At 71.3% G+C, this 7856-nt stretch carries 11 protein-coding genes; 4 read left to right on the top strand and 7 right to left on the bottom strand.

The genetic code is table 11. The features are described 5' to 3' along the window. Nucleotides 1-235: 235 nt before the first annotated feature. On the bottom strand, nucleotides 236-907 hold the full coding sequence (locus ACYVE9_RS10530) for a DNA-3-methyladenine glycosylase (protein ID WP_461027507.1): 672 nt from the start codon (nucleotides 905-907) through the stop codon (nucleotides 236-238). 37 nt (nucleotides 908-944) lie between these two features. Between ACYVE9_RS10530 and ACYVE9_RS10525 the strand changes: the two genes are divergently transcribed. Then, nucleotides 945-1727 (top strand): sporulation protein, encoded by a 783-nt coding sequence (locus tag ACYVE9_RS10525; RefSeq protein ID WP_461027510.1) that lies wholly within the window; start codon nucleotides 945-947, stop codon nucleotides 1725-1727. Nucleotides 1728-1808: 81 nt separating this feature from the next. Here ACYVE9_RS10525 and ACYVE9_RS10520 read toward each other — a convergent pair whose 3' ends face one another. Together ACYVE9_RS10520 and ACYVE9_RS10515 are read right to left on the bottom strand one after the other, a co-directional pair. After that, nucleotides 1809-2255 (bottom strand): barstar family protein, encoded by a 447-nt coding sequence (locus ACYVE9_RS10520; protein ID WP_461027506.1) that lies wholly within the window; start codon nucleotides 2253-2255, stop codon nucleotides 1809-1811. After that, nucleotides 2252-2650 (bottom strand): guanyl-specific ribonuclease, encoded by a 399-nt coding sequence (locus tag ACYVE9_RS10515; protein WP_461027509.1) that lies wholly within the window; start codon nucleotides 2648-2650, stop codon nucleotides 2252-2254. The genes ACYVE9_RS10520 and ACYVE9_RS10515 overlap by 4 nt, the downstream gene beginning before the upstream one ends. A 90-nt stretch (nucleotides 2651-2740) precedes the next feature. On the opposite strand from ACYVE9_RS10515, the gene ACYVE9_RS10510 reads away from it, so the two are divergent. Beyond that, nucleotides 2741-3280: a YbhB/YbcL family Raf kinase inhibitor-like protein gene (locus ACYVE9_RS10510; RefSeq protein ID WP_461027505.1), complete on the top strand. Its 540-nt coding sequence runs from the start codon at nucleotides 2741-2743 to the stop codon at nucleotides 3278-3280. Between the two features lie 195 nt (nucleotides 3281-3475). After that, complete coding sequence (locus ACYVE9_RS10505; RefSeq protein ID WP_461027504.1) at nucleotides 3476-3991, top strand: HNH endonuclease; 516 nt, start codon at nucleotides 3476-3478, stop codon at nucleotides 3989-3991. 120 nt (nucleotides 3992-4111) lie between these two features. Here the strand turns inward: ACYVE9_RS10505 and ACYVE9_RS10500 are convergent, their stop codons facing one another. The 3 genes from ACYVE9_RS10500 to ACYVE9_RS10490 all read right to left on the bottom strand — a co-directional run bounded on the left by ACYVE9_RS10500 (nucleotide 4112) and on the right by ACYVE9_RS10490 (nucleotide 6384). Further along, on the bottom strand, nucleotides 4112-5053 hold the full coding sequence (locus tag ACYVE9_RS10500) for an SPFH domain-containing protein (protein ID WP_461027503.1): 942 nt from the start codon (nucleotides 5051-5053) through the stop codon (nucleotides 4112-4114). Nucleotides 5054-5114: 61 nt separating this feature from the next. Further along, nucleotides 5115-5480: an NfeD family protein gene (locus ACYVE9_RS10495; protein WP_461027508.1), complete on the bottom strand. Its 366-nt coding sequence runs from the start codon at nucleotides 5478-5480 to the stop codon at nucleotides 5115-5117. A gap of 112 nt (nucleotides 5481-5592) precedes the next feature. Further along, nucleotides 5593-6384, bottom strand: coding sequence for an ABC transporter ATP-binding protein (locus ACYVE9_RS10490; protein WP_461027502.1), 792 nt, complete (start codon nucleotides 6382-6384; stop codon nucleotides 5593-5595). A 117-nt stretch (nucleotides 6385-6501) separates the two neighbouring features. On the opposite strand from ACYVE9_RS10490, the gene ACYVE9_RS10485 reads away from it, so the two are divergent. Further along, nucleotides 6502-7290 carry a hypothetical protein gene (locus tag ACYVE9_RS10485; protein ID WP_461027501.1) on the top strand — a complete coding sequence of 263 codons (789 nt, stop codon included), beginning with the start codon at nucleotides 6502-6504 and terminating at the stop codon, nucleotides 7288-7290. 81 nt (nucleotides 7291-7371) lie between these two features. On the opposite strand, the gene ACYVE9_RS10480 is transcribed toward ACYVE9_RS10485, so the two are convergent. Continuing rightward, a complete protein-coding gene (locus ACYVE9_RS10480) occupies nucleotides 7372-7611 on the bottom strand; it encodes a chaplin (protein WP_461027500.1) in 240 nt (79 codons plus the stop codon). Nucleotides 7612-7856: the final 245 nt, after the last annotated feature.

The following is a 7856-nucleotide window of genomic DNA, read 5'->3' as shown; positions in this document are numbered from 1 at the left end:
GGACGCTTCCTTCGGATTCCCTTCCGGGTCTCCTCCGGGCGCTTCCCTTCGGTGTGTTCACTACTTTAGTGGATTCCCGGCCAGACTCCTAATCGAGTCTTTCTGTTCATTTTCGGCGCACCGAAAATGAACCCCTCCGGGGTTACCGTGTGTAGTGTGTGCCGCGCCAAGATCGCTTCTGCTCGGTCGTGGAGACCGACGCTGACGCGCTTCTGTTTCAGCGGCTCGGACTACGTTAGGCGTCCGCACCCGCCGCGTCAAGTCCGTTCCGACGGCGACGTGGTTGGTGGGCCCGGTAGGGGCTGACGGTGGCGTCGCCGTCGATCCAGAACCGCCACGGCTGGTGGGCTCCCTCCCCACCGACCCCGGTGCGGGGGCCGCTGCGGAAGCGGTCAGGAGCCGTCGGCTCACCGGCCAGCACCTGGAGCGGCGCGTCCGCGGATCCGGAGCAGACGTCGGTGCCGTTCAGGTGGCGGTCCACGCCCAGGGCGGTCGCGAGCCGCGCCGGGCCACGGGCCAACTCGCTGTCGCGGCGGGCCGTCAGCCGCCGTGGGCGAGCCGTCTCGTGGCCCGAGAGCACTTCGCCGGCTCTGAGCAGAACCCCGGCGGCCGTTCCCTGCGTCTCACACACCAGGTTGAGGCAGTGCCACATCCCGTAGGTGAAGTACACGTAGGCGTGACCGGGAGGGCCGAACATGACGGCGTTGCGCGCGGTACGACCACGGAAGGCGTGCGATCCGGGGTCGCGCGCACCGGCATACGCCTCGACCTCGGTCAGCCGCAGGGCGAGAGGTCCGTCGTCGGTGGCCCGGACCAGGACGCGGCCCAGCAGGTCGGGGGCCACCTCCAGAACAGGGCGCGCGAAGAAGGTGCGTGGCAAGGCAGTACGGTCACGGCCAACAGACATGTCGCTCGAGCGTAGTCGAGTGTCGGGGAAGGACGAGATGGCCATCAAGAAGCTGTTCGCAAGTGTGGGGATCGGCGGGGCGTCGGTGGAGACGGTGCTCACCGAGCCCAACGTGCTGCCGGGCGGAGTGGTGCACGGTGAGGTCAGGATCGAGGGCGGCAAGGTGCCGCAGCAGATCCAGGGGCTGTCCGTGGGGCTCCAGGCGAAGGTCGAGGTGCAGACGCAGGACGGGGAGACGCGCCAGAACATCGAGTTCCACCGGGAGCAGCTCGGTGGCGCCTTCGAGCTCCAGCCGGGGGCGGCGCACGTGGTGCCGTTCGGGCTGAGCGTTCCGTGGGAGACGCCGGTGACGATGTTCCTCGGACAGCCGCTGGCCGGCACCCACATCGGGGTGACCACCGAGCTGGACATCGCCCGGGCCGTCGACTCCACCGACCTCGACCCGATCAACGTGCACCCGCTGCCGGCGCAGCAGGCGCTGCTGGAGGCGTTCGGCTCGCTCGGGTTCCGGTTCAAGAACGCCGACATGGAGAAGGGCACGGTGCACGGCACCCGGCAGCAGCTGCCCTTCTACCAGGAGATCGAGTTCCACGCGCCGTCCCAGTACCGCGGGCTCAACGAGGTCGAGCTGACCTTCGTCGCCGACGGCCGGGTCATGGACGTGGTGCTGGAGATGGACAAGAAGCCGGGGCTGTTCACCAGCGGCAGCGACTCCTACCGCTCTTTCCAGATGGACCTCGACGGTTTCCAGCAGACCGACTGGGCGGCCTACCTCAACCAGTGGCTGGCAGAGGTGGGCAGCAAGCGCAACTGGTTCTGACCCGGTGCGGCCGGCCGCGCCGGTCCGCAGGCGCCTCGGTCGGACGCGGCGGCGTGGCCGGAGTGGCGGAACGGTCGGTGGTCAGGCCAGCAGCACCGTCATCGGCGTGCTGCGGGCCGACCAGTAGGCGACGGCCGCGGAGAGCACCTCCGCGGCCGTCGCCGCGTCGGCGGGGGCGGCGCGGCGGAAGTCGCTCCACGAACGCAGCGCCAGCAGGTACCCCCCGGTGTCGCCCCACCAGGACAGGTCCGTGAGGCAGTCGGCGAACGCGTCCCAGTTGTGTCCGAACCAGTCGGGCAGGTCGAGAGCCGGTGCACAGCGCTTGAAGAAGGCCGCTTTGTCGTGCACGCCGGCCAGCTCGACCTCCGCACACCGGAGATCGGCGCTGGCCGCTGCCTCCGCCAGGCCGGGCAGGGGGGCGGCGGACTGGGCGAGGGGCCAGCGGTAGAGGCCGGGGGGCACGGACCCGTCGAGCAGTCCGTCGAGGTCCGCGTCGGGCAGCGTGGGTGGGTCTAGGGGTTCGGTCATGGCTGTACCACCGCCTGGAAGCTCTCGTAGTGGTCGCTGGTGTAGAAGCGCTCGCCCTCACGGCCCGCGACGATGCGGCGGGCGCCGCGGTCGGGGGACCCCGGAGTGGGCACCGTGTACTCGCGGTAGTGCCCGCGTGCCCTGTCCGGCAGCCGGCGTTCGAAGTTGCCGAACACCGAACCGTCCTTCTCATAGGGGTACGGACCGTCCCGCTCGATGAGCCGCAGGGTCTCCCGGGCTTCGGGAGGCAGCTGCTTGGGGGTGACGGTCTCCATGCCCGCGGCCCAGGACGGCGTCGCCGGGGCCGAGGACGTCGGGCCGGTCGTGGCCCGGTCGCTGCCGGTCCCGCAGCCGGCGAGCAGCAGGGCGCACACGGTCAGGCACGCGAGCAGCATCTTTCGTAGCACCCGGACATGCTGCCAGGGGCGCCCGCGGCGGCTGGTTAGGCTGGCCGGGACAGCGATTCGCGATCAGGAGGATTTCCCGTGACCGAGCAGCAGCGCCGCCCGCTCCCCCACGACTTCCACCCCCCGGTTCCGTCGTTCACCGTGGTCAGCGATGACCTGGCCGACGGCGGGGAGCTGCGGGAAGCGCAGGCGCAGGCCGGCGGCAACACCTCCCCGCACCTGCGGTGGGAGGGTTTTCCCGAGGGCACCAGGAGCTTCGCGGTGTCCTGTTTCGACCCGGACGCCCCGACCGGCAGCGGCTTCTGGCACTGGTCGGTCTTCAACATCCCGGCGACGGTGACCGAGCTGCCTGCGGGCGCCGGCAGCGGGGAGTTCAAGGGGCTGCCCGAGGGGCTGGTCCAGGTCCGCAACGACGACGGCACCCGCGACTTCGGGGGTGCCGCGCCGCCGCCCGGTGACGGCCCGCACCGCTACGTCTTCACCGTGTACGCGGTGGGCGAGGAGGAGCTCGGGCCCGACGCGGACGCCTCACCGGCGGCCGTCGGTTTCCACCTGCGGTTCAAGGCGATCGGCCGCGCGCAGCTCGTCGCCGAGTACGAGGTGCCGGCCGGGTCCTGACCCGGCCGGCGTCCGACCCGGTGCCCGTTGCGGTTCCGGGTCCGGGTCGGTCTGCCCTTTCGGTCGACCGACACCGCGTTTCCTCCGTCCCGTCATCTGCCGTCCATCCGGCGGAAATTGCGTTGTCCGTCGGAATGGGCAGCGGCACAGTGGTGCTCACCCGCCGCGGGGCGGGTGAACGGGGAGGTGGACGGGATGCGCGAGACCTTGGTGCTCAACGCGAGCTTCGAGCCGTTGTCGACGGTGTCGCTGCGGCGGGCCGTGGTGCTGGTGCTGCATGACAAGGCCGTCGTCGAGCAGTCGCATCCCGGGTTGCGGGTCCGGGCGGCCGGGCTGGAACTGCCCGTGCCGCAGGTGGTCAGGCTGCGCAGGTACGTGCGCGTGCCGTTCCGACAACGGGCGCCCTGGTCGCGTCGCGGCGTGCTGGTGCGTGACCGGCACCGGTGCGCGTACTGCGGTCGGCGCGGCACGACCGTCGACCACGTGGTGCCCCGGTCGCGCGGCGGTGGCGACACCTGGCTGAACACCGTGGCTGCCTGCGCGGAGGACAACCATCGCAAGGCCGACCGCACCCCCGCGCAGGCGGGCATGCTGCTGCTCACCCAGCCGTTCGAGCCGACGCCGGCGGACGCGCTGCTGCTGGCCCTGAACCTGCGGCAGGGTGAGGCACTGCCGGAGTGGCTGCCGCTGCCCGCCCGCGCCCACGCCTGAACCGCGTCCTTGACGTTTCCGCCCCCGGTACCGAGGAAGTCGGTACCGGGGGCGGAGGCGTTGCCGGGCCTGCGTGCAGTGGCGGGTGCGGTGACGGCGGCGCCGGCCGGGTGCGGTGCGTCAGTCGATGGGCGGGCGCTCGGTGGGGGTGACGCTCTTCGAGCTGCCGCCGCCCCCGCTGTTGCCTCCGCCGCGGAACCCGTCCAGCGCTCCGCCGAGCCCCTTCAGCGCGTCGCCGATCTCGCTGGGCACGATCCACAGCTTGTTGGCGTCGCCCTCGGCGATCTTCGGCAGCATCTGGAGGTACTGGTAGGAGAGCAGCTTCTGGTCCGGGTCACCGGCGTGGATCGACTCGAAGACCGTACGGATGGCCTGGGCCTCACCCTCGGCGCGCAGCGCGGCGGCCTTGGCGTCACCTTCGGCACGCAGGATCTCGGACTGCTTGTGGCCTTCGGCCTGCAGGATCTCCGACTGCCGGACACCTTCGGCCTGGAGGATCGCGGCCCGCTTGTCACGGTCGGCGCGCATCTGCTTCTCCATCGAGTCCTGGATGGAGGTGGGCGGCTCGATGGCCTTCAGCTCGACGCGGTTGACGCGGATGCCCCACTTGCCCGTCGCCTCGTCGAGCACTCCGCGCAGCGCGGCGTTGATCTCCTCGCGGGAGGTCAGCGTCCGCTCGAGGTCCATGCCGCCGATGATGTTGCGGAGCGTGGTGACGGTGAGCTGCTCGATCGCCTGGATGTAGCTGGCGACCTCGTAGGTGGCCGCCCGGGCGTCCGTGACCTGGTAGTAGATGACGGTGTCGATGTTCACGACCAGGTTGTCCTGGGTGATCACCGGTTGCGGGGGGAACGGCACTACCTGCTCGCGGAGGTCGATCCGGTTGCGGATGGTGTCGATGAACGGCACGACGATGTTGAGGCCCGCGTTCAGCGTGCGGGTGTAGCGGCCGAAGCGCTCGACGATGGCGGCGCTGGCCTGCGGAATGACCTGGATCGTCTTGATGAGTGCGATGAAGACCAGCACCACAAGGATGATCAGCACGATGATGACGGCGTCCATCGCGTCCCCCTGGGTTCTCGGATTGTTCTACGGGGTGTGACTGCTCGGTTGGCGACAGCTATCACATCACGACGGCGGTCGCTCCGTCGATCTCCACGACGTCCACCCGGCTGCCCGGCTCGTAGGAGTCGCCCACGTCCAGGGAGCGGGCCGACCAGACCTCACCGCCGATCTTGACCCGGCCGCCGTGCCCGTCCACGCGTTCGAGCACGACCGCGTGCCGGCCCTTGAGTGCGTCGACACCGCTGGCCAGCTCCGGGCGCTCGGCCCGCATGCGTTTGGCCACTGGTCGGACCACGACGATCAACGCGGTCGAGACGAGGGCGAAGACCACCACCTGCGCGACGGGCCCGCCGCCGAGCCCGGCCGTGATCGCCCCCGCCACGGCGCCGACCGCCAGCATGCCGAACTCCGGCATCGCGGTCATCACCAGGGGGATTCCCAGCCCTACGGCTGCCACCAGCCACCACACCCATACGTCCACGAGGTCAATGGTAGAGGCGGTCGCCCCACCGCGACAGGGCGTGTACGGCCGGTGGTCAGCCGAGCGGCAGCCCCTGGGCGGCCCAGCGGTCCGCCCGGCGCTCCACCACCAGCGGCAGGCCGAAGCAGCGCGACAGGTTCTGGGAGCTCATCTCCGTCTCCAGCGGGCCGGCGGTGAGCACCTTGCCCTGGCGGATCATCAGGACGTGGGTGAAGCCGGGCGGGATCTCCTCGACGTGGTGGGTGACCATCACCATGGAGGGCGCGTAGGGGTCCTGCGCGAGCCGTCCGAGTCGGCGCACCAGGTCCTCGCGCCCGCCGAGGTCGAGGCCGGCCGCCGGCTCGTCGAGCAGCAGCAGTTCCGGGTCGGTCATCATCGCCCGGGCGATCTGGGTGCGCTTGCGTTCACCCTCGGAGAGGGTGCCGTACCGGCGGTCCAGGAACTCGTTCATGCCGAGCCGGTCGAGGAAGGCGCGGGCGCGGTCCTCGTCCATCGCCTCGTAGGTCTCCTGCCAGCCGGCGGTCATGCCGTACGCGGCGGTCAGCACGGTCTGGAGCACGGTCTGGCTGCGCGGCAGCTTCTCGGCGAGCGCGCTGCCGGCCATGCCGATGCGCGGGCGGAGGTCGAAGACGTCGACGCCGCCGAGCTTCTCGCCGAGGATCGTGGCGGTGCCCGTGGTGGGGAAGAGGTAGCTGGAGGCCAGATTGAGCAGGGTGGTCTTGCCGGCGCCGTTGGGGCCGAGGATGATCCAGCGTTCCCCTTCCTTCACGGACCAGGAGACGTCGTCCACCAGAGCCCGGCCCTCGCGGACCACGGATACGTCCACCAGCTCCAGTACATCGCTCATGAGCGCGTTGTCTCCCATGCAGTCGCGTTCGCCCGTACCGGTGGGCACGGTCCCCAGGGAAAACCTACGCCACCGGTCCGGCTCCGCTGCCGCCAGGCTTGTCCCTAAGGTGGGGGCATGCTCGATGAACCACGTTCGGGGCGGTTGGCCGCCTGGGGTAACGCGCTGCTCGCCGGGGAGGCGTCGCCCGACGAGGCGGCCGACCGGATCGTCGGGTCGGACGCCGTGCACCGGGTCGCCGACCTGCCGTCGGAGTCCGGCACGGTGGGATGGACGCTGGCACTCGGCAGGCTGCGGTCGCTGGGTGCGGAGGGACTGCGGGTCGCGCTCCCGGCGCCGGGGCACCCGCTCGGCCTGAGCGGGCCGCCCGACTTCAACGCCCTGGCCCTGCAGGCCGGCGAGGCGGTACTGGTGTCCGGCACCGCCCTGGGCCTGGTGCCGTCGGTGCACGCGGTCGGCCCGGCGGGTGACCGCCACGTGGAGGTGGTCTGGAGCTGCCTGCCGGTGCGGGAGGGCCCGCCCGCGGACGTGCCCTCGCTGGCCGAGGCGGAACGTGAGCTGGCGGAGGCGCTGCACTCGGCGACCACGGCGCTGGTGAAGCTTGACGTGGCCGGGTCGGGTGCCGCGACCAGGGGCGCGCTGGAGGCCTACCAGGCACGTGCGGAGGCGGACCACCACCTGCTCGCGCCAGGGTATCCGCCCCGCGCGGTACGGGTGCTCTCGCTCGCCCAGCGGGTTGCCGCACTGCTGGCCATCGCCGGGGCGCCCGAGCACGGTTCCGCGGTCAGCGCCTCCGAGATCGCGGCCCGCAGCGAGGTGCTGCGGCCGGTGGAGCGCACGGCCCGGCGTGCGCAGGTGGCGGCGTACAACGCGTACGCCGAGGAGTTGCAGCGCGGCCGGGGTTGAGGAGGGCGGACACACGAAGGCTCCGCGTGCCGCACCGGATGGGTGCGGTCCGCGGAGCCCGAGGTGCCGAGACGGCCAAGCTCAGTCGTTGACGCCCTCGTTGCCGAAGGTGGGGTTGAGCGCACCGATCACGGTGACGGTGTTGCCCACCAGGTTCACGGGGATGTGCACGGGCACCTGGGCCAGGTTGCCGGAGCCCACACCCGGGGAGTGCGAGGCTGCGCCGGCGGCCGACGCGTCGGCGAATGCGGCACCGGCCGTGGCGCCGACAGCGACACCGGCAGCGGCGACAACGAAGGCGGCCTTCTTGGCAGCGTTCATGTGATTGGTTCCTCCTGGTTGCGATTCACGACTCCCGCCGGGAGTCACAGCAGGAGAAACGCCTCAGCACGTCGGACGACACGGGCGGGCGGCGGACTGACGCCCGTTCGGAGCATCGTCGCGGCGCTCCTGCACGCCGGGGCACGCCCCGCGTGCGACGTTGAGCGCCCGCCGAACGGGACCGGCGGGCGTAGCGCCCCGGGGGACTACGGCCGTGACGGCCTGTGGCGGCGAACTGCGGCGGG

Source organism: Streptomyces sparsus, assembly GCF_054776295.1.
This window is presented reverse-complemented; position numbering and strand designations above follow the sequence as displayed.